The 19,799-nt window shown below is 69.0% G+C and carries 20 protein-coding genes; 8 read left to right on the forward strand and 12 right to left on the reverse strand.

The genetic code is table 11. The annotated features are described in order from the left end of the window. Positions 1 to 3: 3 nt before the first annotated feature. The 6 genes from ACWESM_RS08285 to folE all read right to left on the reverse strand — a co-directional run bounded on the left by ACWESM_RS08285 (position 4) and on the right by folE (position 6,122). Complete coding sequence (locus tag ACWESM_RS08285; protein ID WP_364431062.1) at positions 4 to 1,050, reverse strand: NAD-dependent epimerase/dehydratase family protein; 1,047 nt, start codon at positions 1,048 to 1,050, stop codon at positions 4 to 6. Then, positions 1,047 to 1,328, reverse strand: coding sequence for a hypothetical protein (locus ACWESM_RS08290; RefSeq protein ID WP_356961926.1), 282 nt, complete (start codon positions 1,326 to 1,328; stop codon positions 1,047 to 1,049). The genes ACWESM_RS08285 and ACWESM_RS08290 overlap by 4 nt, the downstream gene beginning before the upstream one ends. A gap of 2 nt (positions 1,329 to 1,330) precedes the next feature. After that, positions 1,331 to 3,004, reverse strand: coding sequence for a fatty acid CoA ligase family protein (locus ACWESM_RS08295; protein WP_364431059.1), 1,674 nt, complete (start codon positions 3,002 to 3,004; stop codon positions 1,331 to 1,333). Continuing rightward, positions 3,001 to 3,915 carry a hypothetical protein gene (locus tag ACWESM_RS08300; protein WP_452491180.1) on the reverse strand — a complete coding sequence of 305 codons (915 nt, stop codon included), beginning with the start codon at positions 3,913 to 3,915 and terminating at the stop codon, positions 3,001 to 3,003. The genes ACWESM_RS08295 and ACWESM_RS08300 overlap by 4 nt, the downstream gene beginning before the upstream one ends. Before the next feature lie 8 nt (positions 3,916 to 3,923). Beyond that, complete coding sequence (locus tag ACWESM_RS08305) at positions 3,924 to 4,976, reverse strand: 3-oxoacyl-ACP synthase III family protein (RefSeq protein ID WP_364431343.1); 1,053 nt, start codon at positions 4,974 to 4,976, stop codon at positions 3,924 to 3,926. Positions 4,977 to 5,525: 549 nt separating this feature from the next. Next, positions 5,526 to 6,122, reverse strand: a complete 597-nt coding sequence (gene folE, locus ACWESM_RS08310) for a GTP cyclohydrolase I FolE (RefSeq protein ID WP_364431053.1) — start codon at positions 6,120 to 6,122, stop codon at positions 5,526 to 5,528. Positions 6,123 to 6,298: 176 nt separating this feature from the next. Between folE and ACWESM_RS08315 the strand changes: the two genes are divergently transcribed. Then, the gene (locus ACWESM_RS08315; RefSeq protein ID WP_397281422.1) at positions 6,299 to 7,000 is read left to right on the forward strand and encodes a helix-turn-helix transcriptional regulator; all 702 of its coding nucleotides are present in this window, start codon (positions 6,299 to 6,301) and stop codon (positions 6,998 to 7,000) included. 88 nt (positions 7,001 to 7,088) lie between these two features. Here the strand turns inward: ACWESM_RS08315 and ACWESM_RS08320 are convergent, their stop codons facing one another. Continuing rightward, entirely contained in the window at positions 7,089 to 7,751 is a 663-nt protein-coding gene (locus ACWESM_RS08320; protein ID WP_364431047.1) for a TetR/AcrR family transcriptional regulator, read from the reverse strand. Positions 7,752 to 7,857: 106 nt separating this feature from the next. On the opposite strand from ACWESM_RS08320, the gene ACWESM_RS08325 reads away from it, so the two are divergent. From ACWESM_RS08325 to ACWESM_RS08340, 4 genes are read left to right on the forward strand one after another with little or no spacing between them, the layout of a single operon-like run. Then, complete coding sequence (locus tag ACWESM_RS08325; RefSeq protein WP_452491181.1) at positions 7,858 to 8,733, forward strand: metal-dependent hydrolase; 876 nt, start codon at positions 7,858 to 7,860, stop codon at positions 8,731 to 8,733. Next, entirely contained in the window at positions 8,730 to 9,797 is a 1,068-nt protein-coding gene (locus ACWESM_RS08330; protein ID WP_364431043.1) for a PDR/VanB family oxidoreductase, read from the forward strand. Before ACWESM_RS08325 ends, ACWESM_RS08330 begins: the two co-directional genes overlap by 4 nt. Positions 9,798 to 9,835: 38 nt before the next feature. After that, complete coding sequence (locus ACWESM_RS08335) at positions 9,836 to 11,308, forward strand: flavin-containing monooxygenase (protein ID WP_364431040.1); 1,473 nt, start codon at positions 9,836 to 9,838, stop codon at positions 11,306 to 11,308. A gap of 5 nt (positions 11,309 to 11,313) precedes the next feature. Continuing rightward, positions 11,314 to 12,222, forward strand: a complete 909-nt coding sequence (locus tag ACWESM_RS08340; RefSeq protein WP_364431037.1) for a short-chain dehydrogenase/reductase — start codon at positions 11,314 to 11,316, stop codon at positions 12,220 to 12,222. A gap of 13 nt (positions 12,223 to 12,235) precedes the next feature. Here the strand turns inward: ACWESM_RS08340 and ACWESM_RS08345 are convergent, their stop codons facing one another. Continuing rightward, positions 12,236 to 12,919 (reverse strand): TetR/AcrR family transcriptional regulator, encoded by a 684-nt coding sequence (locus ACWESM_RS08345; protein WP_452491182.1) that lies wholly within the window; start codon positions 12,917 to 12,919, stop codon positions 12,236 to 12,238. Positions 12,920 to 13,063: 144 nt separating this feature from the next. On the opposite strand from ACWESM_RS08345, the gene ACWESM_RS08350 reads away from it, so the two are divergent. Together ACWESM_RS08350 and ACWESM_RS08355 are read left to right on the forward strand one after the other, a co-directional pair. Then, positions 13,064 to 14,635, forward strand: a complete 1,572-nt coding sequence (locus tag ACWESM_RS08350) for a succinic semialdehyde dehydrogenase (RefSeq protein ID WP_452491183.1) — start codon at positions 13,064 to 13,066, stop codon at positions 14,633 to 14,635. 33 nt (positions 14,636 to 14,668) lie between these two features. Then, entirely contained in the window at positions 14,669 to 15,499 is an 831-nt protein-coding gene (locus ACWESM_RS08355) for an SDR family NAD(P)-dependent oxidoreductase (protein WP_364431028.1), read from the forward strand. A gap of 37 nt (positions 15,500 to 15,536) precedes the next feature. On the opposite strand, the gene ACWESM_RS08360 is transcribed toward ACWESM_RS08355, so the two are convergent. Continuing rightward, a complete protein-coding gene (locus ACWESM_RS08360; RefSeq protein ID WP_355077403.1) occupies positions 15,537 to 16,340 on the reverse strand; it encodes a putative protein N(5)-glutamine methyltransferase in 804 nt (267 codons plus the stop codon). A gap of 95 nt (positions 16,341 to 16,435) precedes the next feature. After that, positions 16,436 to 17,305, reverse strand: coding sequence for an ElyC/SanA/YdcF family protein (locus ACWESM_RS08365; RefSeq protein ID WP_452491184.1), 870 nt, complete (start codon positions 17,303 to 17,305; stop codon positions 16,436 to 16,438). Between the two features lie 462 nt (positions 17,306 to 17,767). On the opposite strand from ACWESM_RS08365, the gene ACWESM_RS08370 reads away from it, so the two are divergent. Further along, positions 17,768 to 18,613 (forward strand): bifunctional 5,10-methylenetetrahydrofolate dehydrogenase/5,10-methenyltetrahydrofolate cyclohydrolase, encoded by an 846-nt coding sequence (locus tag ACWESM_RS08370; protein ID WP_356961946.1) that lies wholly within the window; start codon positions 17,768 to 17,770, stop codon positions 18,611 to 18,613. On the opposite strand, the gene ACWESM_RS08375 is transcribed toward ACWESM_RS08370, so the two are convergent. Both ACWESM_RS08375 and ACWESM_RS08380 read right to left on the reverse strand, forming a co-directional pair. Beyond that, positions 18,591 to 18,866: a hypothetical protein gene (locus ACWESM_RS08375; RefSeq protein ID WP_452491185.1), complete on the reverse strand. Its 276-nt coding sequence runs from the start codon at positions 18,864 to 18,866 to the stop codon at positions 18,591 to 18,593. The two genes, ACWESM_RS08370 and ACWESM_RS08375, sit on opposite strands and share 23 nt — an antisense overlap. 25 nt (positions 18,867 to 18,891) lie before the next feature. Then, positions 18,892 to 19,626 (reverse strand): hypothetical protein, encoded by a 735-nt coding sequence (locus ACWESM_RS08380; RefSeq protein ID WP_452491186.1) that lies wholly within the window; start codon positions 19,624 to 19,626, stop codon positions 18,892 to 18,894. Positions 19,627 to 19,799: the final 173 nt, after the last annotated feature.

Raw genomic sequence — 19,799 nt, forward strand, 5'->3', positions numbered from 1 at the left:
TGCTCAGCGCAGATCGCGGGTGAGTTCGACCGCTCCGCCCTGGCCTTCCAGCCAGGTGAGGAAGGCGGTCAGCCCGCTGTCGCGGTCCACGACCGGCCGGTAGCCGAAATCGCGTGCGGCGGCGCTGGTGTCGTAGGTGGCGCTGCGGGTTAGCAGAGCGACGGCGTAGCGCGAGAGCGGAGGCGACCAGCGTGTCGCGACGGCGGGGATGCGCCAGATCGTCTCGATGACGCGCACCGCCGCGTCGATCACCTTGGGGTTGGGTTTCCTGGTCGGCGGCTGGTATCCGAGCCGGGCGGCCACCTGGCCGAGAAAACCCCAGACGTCGGTCTTCTCGGCGTCGGCGATGAAATACGCTTTGCCGCCCACCGTGTCCGAGGCGGCTGCTCGAACACAGGCCTCGACGATGTTGTCGACGTGGCACAGCGAGGCGTACACGGTGCGGCCGAACGACAGATCCGGCAACGTTCCCGCGCCGGCCCGCCCGAGCATCCGCACGATGGGACCGGACCGGTCGCCCGCACCCCAGATCGCGCGCGGGCGCAGCGCGCAGGTGCGGAATCCCTCGGTGTCGGCGGCCAGCACCGCCCGCTCGGCCGCGGCTTTGGTCTCCGAGTACAGGTTCAGGTAGCGCCGCGGATACGGCACCGACTCGTCGACGTCGATCTGGTCGCCGCCGTAGTAGTCCATCAGCGCACTCGGGCTGGAGATGAACACGAACCGCGCGGCCCCGCCGCGCCGGGCCGCCTCCAGCAACCGCTCGGTGGCCCGGACGTTCTCGTTCCAGAACTGCTCCCGGGTGCCGCGCTCGTCCACCCGTGCCGCGCTGTGGAACACGATGTCGACGCCGCGGGTCGCTCGCTCGAGCGACGCCGGATCGGTCAGGTCGCCGTAGACCAGCTGGATCTTGTCGAGGTCGGCGCTCAGGTCGGACAGATCGCTGGTGCGGCGCACCAGGATGGATACATGGTGCTCGCCGTCGCGCACCAGCCTGCGCACCAGCGCTCCGCCCAGAAAACCGGACGCGCCGGTCACCAGAACTTTGCTCATTGCCTTTTCTCCTTGCCGGGCTGGGTCCGCCACCAGGTCAGGCCGAAGATCTGCGTCAATATCGCCGTACGGAGGCGGCCGCTGCCGGATCCCTCGGCGGCGCGCAAGGCCACCGGGATCTGGGCCGCGTGCACGACGACGCTGAGGAACGCGTCGATCCACCAGACGGTGCGCAGGATCCGGCTGTCGGGGGCACGGCCGGTGGTCGCGGCGAGCGCGCCGCCCGCCAGATACAGCCATCCCAGGACGGGAACCGCCCGCAGTGCGGTTGTTTTCATGATCAGGTGTCCGTTCCGAGGCGCTCGGCCGCCCACCCTGTGAGCTCTTCGCGCCCGATCTTGGCGTTGTGCCGGATGTCCACCGGGAACGACGGATGGACAAGGAAGTCGGCGATCGTCCTGGTGAGGTCGAACTGCGCCCCGTGGGCCCGCAGCGCCGGCTCGACGACGGCCGGGTCGGCGCCCGGCTTCACTTCGACGCAGAGCACCGGTCGCTGCGCGCCGCGCCGACCGATCCCGACCAGCGCCGTGCGGGCCACACCCGCGACGGTGTTGAAGATCTGCTCCACCTGGACGGTGAACATCGGTCCCTGCGCCGTGACCACGCGCTGACTCTTGCGCCCGCAGAACCAGATCCGCCCTTGTTCGTCGATCCACGCGAGATCGCCGGTGCGATGCCAGATCCGATCGCCGTCGACGATCTTGCCCAACGCGTTCGCCTGTTCCGGCCAGTAATACCTGGTGCTGACGTTCGGCCCGCTCACCACCAGTTCGCCGATGCCACGAGTGTCCGCCAGGCCGCCCGCGAGTTCTTCGGCCCGCGCCCACGTCGGTATGGGGTCGTCGGTGATGGCGACGACGCGCGCCTGCACCTGGTAGGAGGGCCTGCCGATACAGGTTCCCGCGCCGCGGTGCGCCCGTTCGACCAGACCGCCCAGCAGTTCCCTGGACTCGATGGTGGACATCGGCAGCGCCTCGGTGGACCCGTATCCCGCCACCACCTTCGCGTCCTCGCCCAGCACCGCGCGCAGTCCGGCGATGCACCAGTCCGGCACCGGAGCGCCACCGGAATAGATGCTCTCCAGCGACGCGAGCGGAGTCGGGTGGGCACGCAGGTATTCCAGTAGCGGGATGAGTACGGCGGGGGAGGCGAACATGGTACTCACCCCGAACTTCTCGATCGCGTCGGCCACATGCGCCGGATCGGTCGCGCCCACCTTGCTCGGGATGAGCGGCGGCAGCACGCAACGCGAGCCGAGCAGCAGATCCAGCACGCCGACCAGCGGAAGGGTGATCAAGGAGGCTTCCGGCGCCACCTCCCCGCGTGCTACATGCACCTGCTCCACCATCGCGGCCAGGTTGCCGTGTGTCAGCTGCACGGCTTTGGCCGGGCCGGTGCTGCCGGTGGTGAAAGCGATGAGCAGCAAATCGTCCTCGGTGGCCGGGCGGCCCACGGGCATCGAGCCCGCGGGCGTGCGGCCCCAGTCCCGCAGCGACTCGCCGCGCCAGAACCAGCGTCTGCCGACCGTCACCACCGTGTGGACGGTGCGGAAGCCGCGCCGGAACAACACGCGCAGCGCATGCGCCTGCGGGATGCCGATGAACGCCTCGGCGTCCACGGCGCGCAAGCAGCGCAACATCTTTCGCACGCCCATGCCCGGGTCGATCACCACGGCCACCGCGCCGATCTTGAGCAGCCCGAACATGATCGCGTACAGCTCCGGGCTCGGCAGCACCAGCACGATGGTGCGCGTCCCGGTGCCGACACCCGACGCGGCGAGCCGCTGGGCGATCGTGTCCGACCACGCGTCCAGCTCGCGATAGGTCAGGTGCCGGTAGGCCGGCAGGCCATCGGGGCCGACCCCGTCCGCGTAGCGCACGGCCACCCGGGTGGGGTCGGTGCGGACGACCGCACGAAACCGATCGATGGCCTGCCAGTAGGTTCCCGTTGTCACGCAGGCGCCCCGGCGAAGACGGGCAGCCGGTAGAGCACCGCCGCCGCGGAGGGACCCGCGCCCGCCGCGACGAACAGCAGTTGGCGATGAGCGGCGAGGGTGTCGTCCGCTACCGCTTGGTCGTAGGCCGCGGTGAGCGTGGCCGTGTGCGGGTCGCCGTCGCGCAGATCCGGTGTGCGAACCGAGCTTTCGTCGATGCCGAGCGCGGCGGCCAGCTTCTTCGGGAACTCCGGGCTCGGCGTCGAGGCGATCAGCGCGATCTCGTCGAGCGAGGCGTGGTCGGATTCGGCGAGCGCCAGGCGCGCGGCGTCGACGGCCACCTCCAGCAGACGGTCCTCGAAGCCGGGCTCGCGTTCCACCGTCATGGCGCCGCGGCCGGTGTTGCCCATGGTCGTCACGTCGACGTAGGCCTCGACCGCGGGCGTGCCCTCGCCCGCGACGGTGTGCACCCTGCCGAAGCCGGTCGGCTCGTCGGTGTGTTCGAGCAGCAGCGCCGCGCCGCAGGTGGCGTACGGGAACCGGTCGTCGCCGACGGAACGCAGCAGGGACGGATGGGTGTCGCCGGAGACGACGAGCACGTGCTCGGCGCTGCCGGTCTCCAGGACCGACGTGGCCACCTGCATCGCGTTGAGCACGCCGATCGCGCCGTTCATCAGATCGAACGAGAACGTCCTCGGGTCGTCCTTGGCGTACTCCAGGCCGATTCCGGCCGCTTTCTGGATCAGCGCCGACACCGCGGGCTCGACGGTGTTGGAATCCCGGAAGATACCCGCGTTGATCAGGAGGCCGACCTGGTCGGGACGAATGCCGGCACGCTCGAGGCACCGCTTGGCCGCGCGCCCGTTGTGCTCCACGATGCTGTTGGTGTCGCCGCCGCGGCTGATCGCGCTGGACTTGATACGCACACTCATGACCGGCCTCAGACCTTCAGCGACGAGATGGTGGTGGACAGGAACCCGGTAACGATGCCGGAAGCCGCGGGCACCAGCAGCAACTTCGAGCCCGCGGGGATGCTCTGCTCGCTGAGCTGATCGTGCAGCACGATGAAATGCGAAGTGGTGGAAGTATTTCCGTACTTCTCGATGACCCGCAGGTCCGGCGGCATCGGACTGCCGAACTCGCGCTCGGCGATCGCGTTCATCCACGGAATGGCGGTGGCGCCGAACTGATGGTGGATGACGTAGTCGAACTTCTCGTCGGCGAAGGTCTTGCCCTGCGCCTCGAGGAATTTCCGCTGGGTATTGGTGCCGAGCAGGAAGCGATCCTCGTTGTGCATCCTGCGGTTGTCGGTGTACATCGCGATGCCTTGCGTCTTGCCGCTCGGCATGCCCAGACACAACTGCGCGTATTCCGCGGCGGTCATCATTTCGATGTAGTGGATCATGTCGTTTTCATCGACCGCGCGATCCAGCACGATCGCGCATCCGGAGTCGCCGACGGACAGCGAAGCGAATTGCGGATCGTATTTCTGGGAAATCTCGGCAACTGCGGTCTCGGCGATCGGGGTAATGGCTTCACCACTGACCACGAGGCCATTGCGAACGGCGCCGGACCGGATCATCCGATCCAGGATGTACGTGCCGGTGAGCATTCCTGCACAGGCATTTGTGATATCGAATGTGATCGCGTTCTTGGCACCGATAAGGCGGCTTATCGAACCGGCGAACGACGGCTCCATGTACACCCTGGTCGCGTGCTTGCTCCGCGTGATCGAGGCGGAGATGATGACGTCGATCTCCTCCGGCGCATACTGTGACCTGGACAGACAGTCTTCCACAGCTTGCATGGCCAGTGTGAACGAGTCCTCGTGACTTTCCGGCCTGGTATCGCGGACCCGGCGCTCACGTACGCCGGTTATTTTCTCAAGATCGAATGAAGGCGGTTCTTTCAGCCCGGAAAGAAGCTCCTCCGTGGTGACGACTCTGGAAGGCAGATAGGCGCCGATGGATTCGAAACGAGAATGGGGAGACACGAGCGCTCCTGAAATCGTGGGGAAATACGGTTCCGGATCGACTCTGATCGTCGGTGCAGTGAACACTACCCGACAGTAACAACGAATGGCTATATCACCTTCGGGCCTTCCGTCTGAGACGGAAATCACTGCCGATGGTATCTGTTTCGTGAGGTATCACCAACCGGTGATCGGCTGGCTATGGCGTTCGCAGTATTGCGATGTGAGCTGCCGTTTCGGCTTGTCACGGTGTTTCGCGGCGCGGGCAGTACGTGGCGCCCCGGGTGGGCGAATGCGTCGCTTTCGGAATGGCAACCGATCGGCTATTGCCGAATGGCGGCAATGTGCGAGTACTCGGGGAGGCGTCTCTCTCGTCGGATGTGAGTGACTTCACTGCGAACCGTGCGTCCGGTGCGGGATCGGAGCGATGCGGCCAGTGCTCCGATACGCGCCGAACATCGCTGTGGCGCAGAAGGTTTGCTCGCTACTGGACGCACCGAACGATCCGAGCGACGCCGCGGTGTGGGCGGTCGCTGCTCGGCGGGGGTTGTAGCTCGACGGTGGAGATGGTCAGGGCGCGATCCCGGTGAGGGAGAAGAACTCCTGGCGAGAGCGGGCGTCGTCACGCAGTGTGCCGAGCATGGTGGAAGTGACCGTGGTCGTGCCGACCGCCTGCACGCCGCGCAGGGTCATGCAGGTGTGTTCGGCTTCGATGACGACCCCGACCCCTTTGGGGCTCAAATTCGTCGCCAGCCAGTCGGCTATCTGTTTGGTCAGTCGTTCCTGTACCTGGGGGCGGCAGGAAAAGTGCTCGACTATGCGGGCGAGCTTGGACAGTCCGAGGATGCGGTCGCCCGGTAGGTAACCGACGTGGGCGACTCCGACGAACGGCAGCAGGTGGTGCTCGCATACCGACCGCAACGGGATGCGGCGGGCCAGTACGAGCTCGTCGTAGCCCTCGTCGTTGGGGAAAGTGGTCAGGTCGAACGGACGGGGAGTGAACAGTTCGGCGTAGGCGCGTGCCATGCGGCCCGGGGTGGCCTTCAGGTGTTCGTCGTCGAGGCCGACGCCGAGCGCGGAGAGGAACTCGCCGGCCGCACGCTCGGCGGCGGTCAGGTCGACGGTGGCGCCGGAGTCGTGGACGACTCGTAACGCGGAATGGGACATGAACGCTGGCTCCCCATGTCGAGGGCGGCCTCGTGGCGCACCGCCGTGGCTGGTCCGAATGCGGTCGGCTGATTACGACAATTATTATTGGTTAAATAGTCCGATGTGGTCAAGAGCTAGCCATATATCGCCTCGAAACATATTTCGACCAGTATGGTGAGTGCTATCGTGATCCTGTGACCAGCGATGCGGCGATCGGTGCAGTGGCCGCCCTCGACGACGAACTGCGGCGCGGGATGTATCGGTTCATCCGGCGCGCCCGTCGCCCGGTGACCCGGGACGAGGCCGCCGAGCAGGTGGGGATATCCCGCAAGCTGGCCGCGTTCCACCTGGACAAGCTCGTCGACGCCGGGTTGTTGCGGGCCCGCTACGAGCAGGTCGGCGGCGTCCGGCGGGTCGGGCGCACGCCGAAGGTCTACGAGCCCGCCGACACCGAGGTCCAGGTCAGCATTCCCGAACGCCGCCACCAGGTGCTCGCGGAGATACTCGCCGACGCCGTCCTCGCCGAGTCGGCCGACGAGACCTCGCGGGAGGCCGCGATGCGGATAGCCCGCGATCGCGGCGCCGAACACGGACAGGCGTTACGGCAACAGCTCCGGCCGGGACGCCTCGGCGCCGAACGTGCGCTGACCCTGCTGCAGTCGACGCTCACCGATCAAGGCTTCGAACCCGGCCGGGAAAGCGCGGGATGTCTGCGCCTGCGGAACTGCCCGTTCCATCCACTCGCGGCCAAGGCTCCGGACCTGGTGTGCGGAATCAACCACGCCTACCTGCGGGGCTTTCTGAACGGCCTGGAAGCCGACACTGTGACGGCGATGCTCGCGCCGGCGGCGGGCGAATGCTGCGTCGAGCTGCGTTCGACCGGCGGCCGCGTGTGATCGATCACCGGCCCGGAGCGGCCGGTCGGCCACGTTCACGTGGCGCCCGTCGAGCCGCATGGTCCGATCGGGCGCTCGGCGTCCGGAGCTAGGCTTCGGTGCTCAGCGAGGAGCGCGCTGTGGCGATCCGTTCGAGCACGTCGGACGTGTGCGCGTCGAAACGCTCTCGGGAGACCGGGATCTCGCCGTCGAGCCACGGGCGATAGAGATAGGCGAGCGCACCGAAGATGGCGCTGGCGTTGAGTTCGTGATCGTGCTCGTCGGGCATCGGCTCGGTGTAGTCGCCCGCGCTGATGACCAACGCGATCGGCGCGGTGAAAAGGCCGATGAGTTCATAGGCGCGCGGCAAGAGCACGGGCGTGGCCTGCGACTCGACGAACATGATCCGCCCGCGGCGGCGGTCCTCCAGCAGATAGTCGGTGAAGACGGCGACCATGTGGCGGAACATCGCGTCGCGCTCGACGGGTGCGTTGGGCAGCTCGTCCAGCAACCGGTCGCGCGCGCCCAGTACCACGGTGTCCAGCACGGTCGTCAGCAGCGCGTCCAGGTTCGGAAAGCTCTCGTAGAAGTAGCGCTCGGTGAGTCCGGCCTGACGGCAGACACCTCGCATGGACGTCTCGGCCGCGCCCACGGTGGCCATCAGTTCCGTGCACGCCTCGATCAGCTGTTCCCGGCGCGCGGCGACGCGATCGGCGGGGGATTGCCCGCGCCAGCGGCGCATGCCCGGAATCGACCCGTCGGCTTCGTCCATGGCCGTCATCCTCTCATAGCGGCCGAATTGACATCATGTGATGTTGACAGCATGTGATGTCACCAATACATTGCGAAGACCACCGATCGATCACGAGGGGTGCGAGATGGGTTCTGCCGTATATGCCGACCAGACACACGCCATCAACGCGCGGGCCGTGGAGTTCGACTTCGCCACGGTGCCGATGCATTACATCCCCGGCGAGGCGATGGCCACCCACATCATCAACGTGATGCACCTGGTGCTGCCCGAAGGCGAGCGCGCGATGGCGCAGGCGCTGGCCGAGGCACTGCCGCTGATCGACGACGAGCGGTTACGCGAGGAAGTCCGCGGCTTCATCGGCCAGGAATCCATGCACGCCAGTTCGCACGAGAAGGCGCGCGAACAGTTGGAGCGGCTCGGCCTGCAGGTCGGCCCGATGGTCGACCGGGTCACCTGGCTGGTCGACCGGATACTCGGCGACCACGGGCTGTCCGGCCGGGCCAAGCGGGAGTGGTTGTGCGAGCGGCTGGCGTTGTTCGCGGGCATGGAGCACTACACCGCGGTCATCGGGGAGTGGCTGCTCACCAACGACAAGCTCGAGGCCAAGGGCATGCACCCGGCGATGCTGGATCTGATCCGCTGGCACGGCGCGGAGGAGGTCGAGCATCGCAGCGTCGTCTACGACGCGTACATGCACGTCGACGGCGGATACGCGCGCAAGGCGCGGCAGGCGCTGCTGGCCAGCGCGGGCTTGCTCGTCTTGTTCGTCATCTCCGGGGGCTACCTGTTCCACAAGGACCCGTCGAAGCACAAAGGCCGATTCTGGCCACTCCAAATGGCCAGCGCCTCGGTGCGCGGTGTGGTGCCGAGCTTCACGACCTTCTTCACCGAGATTCCGCGTTACCTGCGGCCGGGCTTCCACCCGTCGCAGCTCGGCCCGATGGACAACGCCCTGCGTTACCTCGCGCAGTCGCCCGCGGCACGGGCGGCGCGAGGGTGACCGCCGTCGAGCGGTTCCAACCAGGGCCCGCACTGCGCCTGATCGGCTCGGCGGCCGACGCCTACAAGCGGCTGTTCGTGGAAGGCGACGCCGCGCGACTGCTCTCGCGCCCGGATCCGGTCCGCCGCACCGGCTACGAATTCGAGGTGGTCGTCGACCGGATCGGCCAGGAGGCCGACGGTGTGGTGAGCTTGTGGCTGCGCCACCCCGAGGGCGGCCCGCTGCCCGCGTGGACGCCCGGCGCGCATCTGGATGTCTTCCTGCCCTCCGGTCGCCAGCGGCAGTATTCGCTCACCAACGACCCCGCCGACCGCGGGTTCTACCGCATCGCGGTCCGTTTCATCGCCGACGGCGAGGGCGGCTCCGCGGAGATCCATCGGGATCTGCGGGTGGGTGACCGCCTGGGCGTGCGCGGGCCGCGCAACGCGTTCCCCTTCGTCGCCGCGCCGTGTTATCTGTTCGTCGCGGGCGGCATCGGGATCACGCCGATCCTGCCCATGGTCGCCGCGGCCGAGCATGCCGGGGTGCCGTGGCGGTTGATGTACCTGGGCCGTTCCAGGACGCGCATGCCGTTCCTGTACGACCTGGCCCGCTACACCGGCGGTGACGTGGTGGTGCGGCCGGACGACGAGTTCGGCGTACCCGACGCGCGGATGATCTTCGAGCAGACGCCGCCCGGCGCCGCGGTCTACGTCTGCGGGCCGCCGCCGCTGGCCGAGGCCGCGCGCGGGGTGCTCGCGCTGCACGATCCCTCGGCCTCGCTGCACACCGAGCGGTTCTCGCCGCTGCCCGTGCGGGACGGGGAGCCGTTCCGGATCAGGTTGCGTCGCAGCGGGTTCGACGTGGAGGTCGCCGCCGACGAGTCCGCGCTCAGCGCGATCCGCCGCGTGCTGCCCGGCGTGGCCTACTCCTGCGGGCAGGGTTTCTGTGGCACCTGCAAGACCCGGGTGCTCGCGGGCGCGGTGGAGCACCGGGACCGGTCGCTGCTCGAGTCCGAGCGCGCGGAGGCGATGCTGACCTGCGTCTCCCGCGCGCACGGCGGCGAACTCGAACTGGATCTGTGAGCTCGGCGGGCAACGACGCCCGCGGGTGGGAGGAGGACATGGCAGTGGCTGCGCATCCGGAGCATGTCCCGATCGCGGTGATCGGAGCCGGGATAGCCGGAATCGGTCTGGCGGTCGCGCTGCGCGAGGCGGGTATCGAGGATTTCGTGCTGCTCGAGCGCGCCGACGATCTCGGTGGCACCTGGCGGGCGAACACCTATCCGGGCTGTGCCTGCGACGTGCCCTCGCATCTGTATTCGTATTCCTTCGCGCCCAATCCGAATTGGTCGCGCACCTACGGGTCGCAGCCGGAGATCCTCGCCTACCTCCGCTCGGTCGCGACGCGCCACGACGTGGTGCGCCACATGCGGTTCGGCGTCGAGCTGCTCGAGGCGCGCTGGGACGAAGCGGCCACGCGGTGGCGGCTGCGCACCGATCGCGGCGATCTGACCGCGGACGTACTGGTCTCCGCCGTCGGGCCGTTCAGCGAGGCGCGGATCCCGCGGCTGCCGGGCGCGGAGACCTTCGAAGGGGCGCAATTCCATTCACTGCACTGGGACCACGAGCACGATCTCACCGGCGAGCGCGTCGCGGTGATCGGCACGGGCGCGTCGGCCGTCCAATTCATCCCCGAGATCCAACCGCTGGTGGGCGAGTTGACCGTGTTCCAGCGTTCGGCGCCGTGGATCGTGTCGCGGTTGGATCGCCGCACGCTGCCCGCCGAACGTGCGCTGCTGCGCCGGGTGCCCGCGCTCGGCCGCGCGCTGCGCGGCCTGTACTACACCGGCATCGAAGGGTTCGGTCTGGTCGGCTTCGTGGACAAGCGATTCCGCCATCCGTACGAGGCGCTCGGCAGACTCCAGCTGCTGCGTCAGGTGCGCGATCCCGAGCTGCGGCGCAAACTCACCCCTGACTATGTGATCGGATGCAAACGTGCGATCTTCTCCGACGCCTACTATCCGGCGCTGACCCAACCGAACGTCGAGGTGGTGACCGAGGGCATCCGAGAGATCCGCGCCGGGTCGATCGTCACCGCCGACGGCGCGGAGCACCCTGTGGACACGATCATCTGGGGTACCGGATTCGGTGTTCCCCCCGCCGTTTTCGATCGGGTGCACGGAATCGGCGGGCGCTCCATCGGTGAGCGGTACCGGGAGCGGCCGAGCAGTTACCTCGGCACGACCATGGCCGGGTTCCCGAACTTCTTCTGCACGCTGGGTCCGTTCGGGGCGGCGGGCAATCAGTCCGCCATCTATATGATCGAGGCGCAGGTGCGCTATATCGTCGATGCCGTGACCACCATGCGTGCGCAGAACATCCAGCGGATCGATGTGCGCGAGGAGGTGCAGCGTGCCTTCCTCGACGAGGTGACCGAGCGCAGTCGCGACACCGCTTGGCTGACCGGCGGTTGCCGCAGCTACTACCAGACCGCCGACGGCGGCAACGCGGGGCTGTACCCGAACTGGAGCTTCGAGTATCGCAGGCGCACAAGTCGTTTCGATCACGAGTCCTACCGGCTGCGGGCGGGGTGAGCGCCGTGGTCGTCGACCTGCTGCGTCAGCTTCTCTCCCCGCCCGCCGAGCACCTGGATGTCCGCGACCGGGTGGTGGTGATCACCGGCGCGGGCACCGGCATCGGCCGGGCACTGGCCGAAAAGCTCTACGCCTCTGGCGCTTCGGTGGCGCTGATCGACATCGACGAGGCCACCGCCGCGGCCGTCGGGCGCTCGATGGGGGAGCGGGCGCTGGTCGTGCGCGCGGACGTCTCCGATCGAATCGGGATGCGCGAAGCCATCTCCCGAGTGCGCGAGCGGTTCGGACGGATCGATGTCGTGGTGGCCAACGCGGGTGTGGTGCCCGAGCCCGCGACCATCCGGACGATGAATCCCGGCGACTTCGATCGGGTCATCGGCATCAACGTGACCGGCGTGTTCAACACTGTGCATCCGGCGCTGGACGACATCGTCGCCGCGAAAGGGCACGTGGTGGTGGTCTCCTCCGCCGCGGCGTTCGCGCCGGGCATGGCCGGTTCGCCCTACATGGTCAGCAAGGCCGCCGTCGAGCAGTTCGGGCGGGCGCTGCGGGTGGAGCTGGCCGCGGTCGGCGCGACCGCGGGCGTGGCGTACTTCGGCATCGTCGACACCGCGATGACCCACGGCACCCTCGATGAAGACGATCTGGGCGCCGATCTGGGCGCGTTGCTGCCGTGGCCGCTCAACCTGCGCATCACCGTGCGCGACGCGGCGGAATCCATCGCCGACGGCATCGCCCGTCGCGCCGCGCGCACCATCGCGCCGCCACAGTGGGAGCCCTACGCGTTGTTCCGCGGGGCGATCAACGTGGTGCTGGACAGCAGGCTGGCCCGGGACCCGCGCGTGCACGACCTGATCCACCGGGTCGAGCAGCGCGTCCTCGACAGCCGCCCCGTCACCCCGGTTCCGCGCTGACGCGCGGGCCGGGCTATGGCTCGGCGGGGAAGATCGTGGGCAGCGTCAGCGCGTATTCCACATCGGCTCGCGTGCCGAGCGTCGTGAGCAGCACCCGGATCATGGTCAGGCGTGCCGCCGCGACGGTGTCCGCGTCCGGCTCGGCGCCGGGTGCGGTACCGGCGGAGATCCGGTAGACGACGTACTCGCACAGGTGCAGCGCGGCGTCCAGGTCCAGCGGGCTCGGCACCGGACGGCCCAGCCCGGCGAACGTCTCGCGTACCAGCGCGCGGATGTCGTCGAGCGCGCGCTCCCGGTATACCGACACCGGCGAGCCCGGATCGTGCAGCTCGGCGAACAGCGGCCGCAGCATGGGGCCGTGCCCGCGCGCCCAGCCCAGGTAGGCGTCGATCAATCGGATGCCCAGCTCGACCGGCTCGTCGGTGCCCGTCAGCGCCGTGCGGATGCCGCCGACCAACCCGTCGTTGGAACTGTCGAGCACCGCGAGCAGGGGTTCGTTCGCGTTGGCGAAGTAGCGGTAGAAGGTCGGCCGTGCCAACCCGGCCTGCTCGATGATCTGCGCGACGCTCAGCCCGCGGGAACCGCCGCGGGTGAACACTTCCGCTGTGGCCAGCACGATCCGCGCGCGCACCTCTTCGGCCTGTTCCGGAGTCTGCGGCGGTCTGCCGCGCCGCGCGGCCGTCGACTCAGCGGGCATGGTGCCACCTCACAAAGCGGCCTCCGGGATACCTGTGCGCCACGACGAACAGCTTGACACGAGCAGTGACATAGACATTAATCTAACACTACTGTTCATTTAATAGGGCGCGCACGCGGCCCACCGTCCTCGAGAGGGCCGAACATGACCACCGCCTCCCACCCGGTCACCGCCGACGCGCTGCCCTCCGCGCTGGTGCGGCCGTTGCTCGCGCACGCCGTCGCGGGCGGCGCCCCCGCGGTCGAAGTATTCGCGCCCGCGACCGGCGCGAAGATCATCGACCTGCCGCAGTCCTCCACCGCCGATATCGAGACCGCGTTCGCCACCGCCCGCGAAGCGCAGCGCCAGTGGGCACGGCGTCCGGTGCGGGAAAGGGTCGCGGTGCTGCGCCGGTTCCACGACATCGTGCTGGCCGAGCAGGACACCATCCTGGACATCGTGCAGACCGAGACCGGCAAGGCACGGGCGCACGCGTTCGACGAGGTCGGCGACGTGGCCGTGAATGCCAGGTACTACGCCTCGGTGGCCGGGCGGCTGCTGGCCACCCGCAAGCCGCGCGGAGTGCTTCCCGTGCTCACCCAGATCGACGTGCTGCACCGGCCCAAGGGCGTGGTGGCGGTGATCTCGCCGTGGAACTACCCGCTGGCCCTGGCGGTCTCCGACGCGCTGCCCGCCCTCGTCGCGGGCAACGCGGTGGTGGCGCGCCCGGACAACCAGACCGCGCTGACCGCGTTGTGGGCCATCGATGCCGCCGTGCGCGCCGGACTGCCGCGTGGGCTCTGGCAGGCGGTGCTCGGCCGCGGTTCGGTGATCGGCGGCGACGTGATCGCCCGCGCCGACTACGTCGACTACACCGGCTCCAGCGCCACCGGGCGCACCATCGCCCAGCAGGCGGGCGAGCGGCTGATCGGCTACTCCCTCGAACTGGGTGGCAAGAACCCGCTGCTGGTGCTCGCCGACGCGGACGTCTCCCGTGCCGCCAAGATCGCCATCCGCGCCTGCTTCGCCTCGGCCGGGCAGCTGTGCGAGTCGATGGAACGGATCTACGTACACGACAGCGTCTATGACCGCTTCGTCGCCGAATTCGTCGGGCACGTCGAGGCCATCGAACTCGGCGGCGGGCTGAACTACGACAGCGACATGGGTTCGCTGACCTTCCAGCGTCAGCTGGACACGGTGCTGGCACACGTGAACGACGCGGTGGCCAAGGGCGCCACGGTGCTGGCGGGCGGTCGCGCGCGCCCGGACCTCGGCCCGTACTTCTACGAGCCCACGGTGCTGGCGGGCGTGCGGCCGGGCATGACGGTGCATCGCGAGGAGACCTTCGGCCCCGTGGTCTCGATCTACCGTGTGAGCAGCGACGACGATGCCGTTGCGCAGGCCAATGACACCGCCTACGGCCTCAACGCCAGCGTGTGGACCAAGGACACCGCCCGCGGCCGTGCGGTGGCGGCGCGGATCAACGCGGGCTCGGTGAACGTCAACGAGGGCTTCATCGCCGCGTGGGGCAGCGCCGACGCGCCATCGGGTGGGCTCGGCATCTCCGGCACGGGGCGCAGGCACGGTCCCGAAGGCCTGCTCAAGTACATCGACACCCAGACCATCGCGGTGCAGCGGGTGCTGCCCATCGCGCCGCTGCCCGGCATGTCCGAAGCGCTCTGGGCCAAGACCATGACGCTGTACTTCGGCGTCATGAAATCGCTTCGGCAGAAGTAACTCGCAGGACTCACGGATCAGGAAGCGGTACGGATGAAACTGGACACGGTGGCGGGCAAGAGGGTCCTGGTCACGGGGGCCGCGATGGGCCTCGGCAAGCTGTTCGCCGAGCGTGCGGTGCGCGAAGGCGCCGCAGCGGTGGTGCTGTGGGACATCAACGAGGCCGCGCTGAAGGAGACCGCCGCCGAGCTGACCGGCCGCGGCAGCGCCGTGCATCATCACGTGGTCGACGTGGCCTCGGCCGAGTCGATCACCGAGGCGGCGGCAAGCGTGCGCGAGCAGGTCGGCGGCATCGACATCCTGGTCAACAACGCGGGCATCGTGCGCGGCAACAGCTACTTCTGGGAAACCGACAACCGCGCCGACATCGACAAGACGATGGCGATCAACTCGCTCGGACCGATGTACGTCACGCTCGAATTCCTGCCCGCGATGGTCGCCGGATCCACCGAGGCGCGAGTGTTGACCATCGCTTCCTCGGCGGGCCTGGTGTCCAACCCGCGCATGAGCGTCTACGCCGCGTCCAAGTGGGCGGCGCTGGGCTGGTCGGACTCCGTGCGGATCGAGCTGGAACAGGCCGGCCACGACCACGTGAAGATCACCACGGTCTGCCCGACCTACATCAACACCGGAATGTTCGACGGCGCCAAGGGATTCCTGTTCACGCCGATCCTGGACCAGCAGAAGGTGGTCGACACCTCGTGGCGGGAGATGAAGAACGGCGCCCCGCTGCTCGTACTGCCGTGGACCTCACGCTTGAACAAGGCGCTCTCCGGCCTGCTGCCGATCAAGCTGCGCGACCTGTTCCTCGACACGGTCGGCGTCTACCACTCGATGGACCAGTTCACCGGCCGCAAGAAGTAGCGCGGCATCCGGGTCGGAGCCGGGCGGTGCGCCGTCGTCACCGGGGGCGGGTGCCGATGACCACGGTCGCGTAGTGCTCGTCCGACTCCGCGACGCGCCCGGCGAGGCCGTGCTCGGCCAGCACGTCGAGCGCGATCGGCGCTTGGTCCTCGCTGGACTCCACGAGCAGGTGTCCGCCCGGGGCCAGCCACTCGGCAGCATCGGCCGCGACCCGGCGGAAGACATCCAATCCGTCCGGGCCGCCGTCGAGGGCGGTGCGCGGCTCGTGATCGCGTGCCTCCGGCGGCATCCGCGCGATCATCTCCGAGGGGACGTAGGGGGTGTTGCAGAGCAGGACGTCGACGCAGCCGCGCAATTCCTCCGGCAAGGGCTCGAAGAGGTCCCCTTCGTAGACCGGGGCGCCGAGCGGGGTGAGGTTGCGGCGGGCGCACGCGACCGCGACCGGATCGATGTCGGCGGCCGCCAGCGTGATCGCGCGGCCCGCGTCGGCGGCGGCCCGCGCCGCAGCGAGGCCGAGGGCGCCCGAGCCACAGCACAGATCGACCACCACCGGATGGCCGGTGCGGTCGCGGATCAACTCGACCGCGAGATCGACGAGGAACGCGGTGCGCTGCCGTGGCACGAAGACGCCGGGCGACACCGCGACCCGCAGTCCGTGGAACTCCGCCCAGCCGAGCAGGTGCTCGAGCGGACTGCCGGTGACGCGCCGGGCGACCAGCGATTCGAGGGGCACACCGGTCTCTGCGGCGGCGGCCGTGAGCAACCGCGCCTCGTCCTCGGCGAACACGCAGCCTGCCGCCCGGAGCCGAGCCACCACGTCGGTACTTCCCGCTGACGTCACCGGGCCATCCTGCCGCGCGCCCGCGTGACGCCGCCAACAAATTTCCCGGGCGAGCGGGACCGGCGTTTCGGACGCGGGTCCCGATCGGCCCGGAGTCAGCGTGCCGTGTCGAGCTGGAAGGTGCGGGTGGCGTCGAGGTAGATGCCGCGCTGGCCCGCTCGGCCCGGCGGCGGCAGCTGCGAGACCAGCTGTTCGAGCGAGGTCGTCGCGCCGACGACCCTGGTGCCCGCGACGATGAAATCCGCCACGGCGCGGCGGATGTGATTGGGCGAGGTGACCACGATCGCGCTCGTCGCGCCCACGTCCCGCAGCAGCCTCGTGCTGAACAGGGCGTTCTGCACGGTCGAGCCCGCGCGGCTCTCCACGTGGACGCGCGTGGGCGGCACGCCGTGGGTGACCAGCCAGTCGCGCATGCCCTCGGCCTCGGTGATGCCGTTCTGCGGATTGCCGCCGGTGACGACGATCGGCGACAACGGCGCGGCGATCGACTGCAACCAGGCCGCGGTGAGCCGGTTCACCAGTTCGGGACGCAGCGCCCCGTCCGGGAGCAGGCCGTAGCCGAGCACGACGATGCCGGTCTGCGGCCCCGCCAGCGCGGGCAGCGGGTTCGGCAGGGTGCCCACCGCGGCGCGGATGGCGCCGAGCACGTTGTCGGTGCCCTGTGCCAAGCCCGGATCGACCGCGTGCAGCCGGGCCATGGCGTCCACCAGCGCGGGCAGGTCACCGGCGTAGTCCGACCAGATCGCCTGCAGGGCCAGTGCTTCGGCGTCGGCGGGGTCGGCGCCGATCAGATTGCGCAGGTCGGCGCGGCCCGCGTTGTCGTCGCCGTTGGCGAAGTGCCGCTGGGCGGAGTTGTAGAGGGCGTCCGTTTCCGGCGCGGCGTGCGCGGGGACACCGGCGAGCCCGGTGAGCGAGAACGCGGCGAACGACGCCGCGACGAGAGATTTCCAATGCCTCGAGATCATCACTACAGTCGTCACCTTTCCGCTGCGGAACGGGTTGGCACGTGCTAGCAGTTAGCTGGGGCAAGCAGGAATTACCATACGGCCGAAGTTCCCGGCGATCCGGCAATTGGCGAACGGGTCATGCGCCGTCGTCACGGCTATGTGTGCTCGGCGGAACGACAGGTCGCGAAATCCGCTGTCGGCGATTTTCGATGCCGAGTCGGCACGTTTCGATCTTCGCTCGGTACCAAGAAGACGTTCAGTTCGGCGCAAGGCGGGCTGCCATGGCAATGCTCGTCCGTGTCGCTCCGCTCGACCCCTGGCGGCCCGAGGGTGGACGAGTGCCTTCCGGCGTGTCGAACGGTCTTCGTTCGGTTCGCCGAGCGTCCGCCCGCGGTTCGGCGTTCGATTGCCTTCCATTAGCTCAACTCGACGTGGGCGCGGGAGGGATTCGTCAGGCCGCGCCCGTTAGGCTGTGTCAACGTGGATACCGTTTCGCTGTCCGGCAAGGAACTCGCCGCCGCCATCAACGCCGACACCAAGGCCCGCGCCGCCGCGCGCACCGAAGGCGGCGCCGCTCCGCGTCTTGCTCTGGTCGTTGCGAACGACGACCCCGCGAGCGCCTGGTATGTGAACTCACTTCGCAAAGCGGCCGAACGACTCGGAATCGCTTGCGACACGGTCGATCTGGGTGCAGCGGCCGGTGCGGCGGAGATCCGTGCCGAGCTCGCCGCGCGCGGTGCGGATCCGGCGACCGACGCGATCATGCTGCAGACCCCCCTCCCGAAGGGCGTCACCCTCGACGACGTGAGTTCCGCGATCGTCGCGTCCAAGGACGTCGACGGCGTCAGCCCGTTGTCGCTCGGCCTGCTGGCGGCCGGGCTGGACGGCTTCGTCCCCGCCACCTCCGAGGCCGTGGTCGAACTGCTCGAGCACCACCAGATCCCGCTGGCAGGCCGCCACGTCGCGGTCGTCGGCCGGTCGAACGTCGTCGGGAAGCCGCTCGCTCAGCTGCTGCTGGCGAAGGACGCGACCGTCACGGTGTGCCATTCCCGCACCGCCGACCTCGCCGCCGTCACCGCCGCCGCCGACATCGTCGTCGCCGCGGCGGGCCGCATCGGCCTGATCTCCGGCAAGCACGTCCGGGAGGGCGCGGTGGTCATCGACGTCGGCACCAACGAGGCCCCCGACGGCAAGATCGTCGGCGATGTCGACGCGGACTCGGTACGCGGCAAGGCCGCCGGTCTCAGTCCCGTCCCCGGTGGCGTGGGCCCGGTCACCACAGCCCTCCTCATGCGCCACGTGGTCACCGCCGCCGAATCCGACTGACCGGGCGCTCTCGCGCCTGCGGAGAGCTGCCTAATGGGTGCGGTCGGACGTAGTCCGTCCTCAGCTCGCGCATGGCCGGAGCGAAGGCGGAGGTACGCAGTTCGCGCATGGCCGGAGCGAAGGCGGAGGTACGCAGTTCGCGCATGGCCGGAGCGAAGGCGGAGGTACGCAGCTCGCGCATGGCCGGAGCGAAGGCGGAGGTACGCAGTTCGCGCATGGCCGGAGCGAAGGCGGAGGTACGCAGCTCGCGCATGGCCGGAGCGAAGGCGGAGGTACGCCTAACCGCGGGCGATGGCGCTGATGAGAGTGCGCTCGCCGTCCTTGGTGGTGGTGACGATCTGCGGATTGTAGGTCACCGGTTGCTGTCCTGGGCGGTGCTCGGTGATCACCACGATGTACTGGCCCGCGAAGGCGCCGGGACTGATCGCGACACAGTGGGTGGTGCCCGTCGGAATGCTGTCGATGCCGCGCTGGATCGCGTCGGCTGCTTGTACGGCGGCGTCCGCGGTGGTGGTGGCGCGGACCTGCTCGCCGGACCGGTCCACGTAATAGGCGTGCTGAAAAGCGAAGATCACCGCGGGACCGGAGTCGAATCCGCCGACGCCGTTGCCCTGGATCCGGTTGCCCACCCGCTCGGCGGGGCACTGCGCGGTCGGTGCGGCGGGCGTGGTGGCCTGCGCGGACGGAACCGGTGCGGCGGCCTGCCGATCGGGGCCGCCGGTCGCGACCAGCACATAGGCCACGAGGGCCAGCGCGGCGATACCGAGTATGCCGAGCAGTGGCACCACCCATCGCCGTGAACGCGGCGCGGGCGAGCGGTCGATCAGCCCGGCGAATTGGTCCTCGTACAGCTCCGGTTCGGGTTCCGGCGGCTGCGCGGGTTCGGACGGCGGCACGGGCGGCCGATCCACCCACGCGGCCCACTCGCCGCGGTAGTCCTCGCCGGACGGCGCCTGTACCGGCCGCTCGGCGCTGTAGGGATGCCCCCGGTCGTATCCGGGTCGTGCGCTCATCTCCGGTCGATCCATCGCCCCACCCTTCATCAGGTCCCCGTCAGATTAACCGCATCGTCCCGAGCCGGGAACGCCCTGCCGCGTTCACAATTGAGCCGTCCCGCCCCTCGGAGGGTACCGCCCGGTACGTCGATCCGGCGCACGTGTGCCGCGCCGTCCCCGCCCGGCTCGCT

This window comes from Nocardia sp. NPDC003999, from assembly GCF_053604885.1.